1 protein-coding gene is annotated in these 903 nt (G+C 47.2%); it reads left to right on the top strand.

Annotation, left to right across the window (positions count from 1 at the left end):
* Positions 1-903, top strand: a 903-nt coding sequence (locus tag KIV40_RS28350) for a HAMP domain-containing sensor histidine kinase (protein WP_285352547.1), incomplete at both ends; no start/stop codon positions are given.

The following is a 903-nucleotide window of genomic DNA, read 5'->3' as shown; positions in this document are numbered from 1 at the left end:
TGGTTGGCTCCCTACCCTAGAAACCCGCGGCGATCGCATGGGCGTTCCTGTTACATTAGATAATGGGGACATCTTAATGGTCGGACAGGTCGACACCAAAAATGGTCAGTTGATTTTTCAGGTCGTCGAAGAGTCAATCAAGGTTATGCTGATTGCGCTTGTTCACCTAGGCTTGTTGTTTTCGCTCATCGTTTATTGGGCCGTTCGTTGGACGCTATCACCAGTTAAAGCAGCAGCTCAAGCAGCTGATACTATATCAACATCGAACCCGACCTTGATATCTCGCAACAAACAACCCAAAGAGATCCTCCCTCTGATCGATGCCGTAAATGGCGCAATCGGCCGTTTGACCGAAGCATACCAAGCGCAACAACGGTTCATCGCAGATGCCGCACACGAGCTTCGTACACCTTTAACAGTATTAAGCTTGCGATTAAATCAACTCAATAGTACCGGTTGTAAAGAGTTAGGGCAGGCAGAATCTGAACTGCAACAAATCCAACATCTGACTGAACAATTGCTCGAGCTTGCCCGGCTGGAAGGCGTGATGGAAAATAGTAAAACGCCTCAAGAAACCATTGATGTGAACCGCTTACTCCGAGAGTGTATCGTTGACAGCTATCCCTTGTTTGACAACGCCAATCGCGAAGTCGAACTAGAAGCATCGCCCGATCAGATCCAACTGTCTGGATACAGTCACTTATTAAAGAGCGGTTTTAGAAATCTATTAGAAAACGCTTTTTATCACGGAGAAGGAATCGTCACCGTCACGAGTCAAAGCTACAAGGATTACTTTGAGGTCAGCATTAGCGATGAAGGTGAAAGCCCCAGTGCTGAGCTACGTCAGCACTTGTTTGAACGCTTTAAAAAAGCCAATGTATCTAGCGGTGGCTCTGGGCTGGG

The sequence above is a fragment of the Vibrio sp. D173a genome, assembly GCF_030248475.1.
This window is presented reverse-complemented; position numbering and strand designations above follow the sequence as displayed.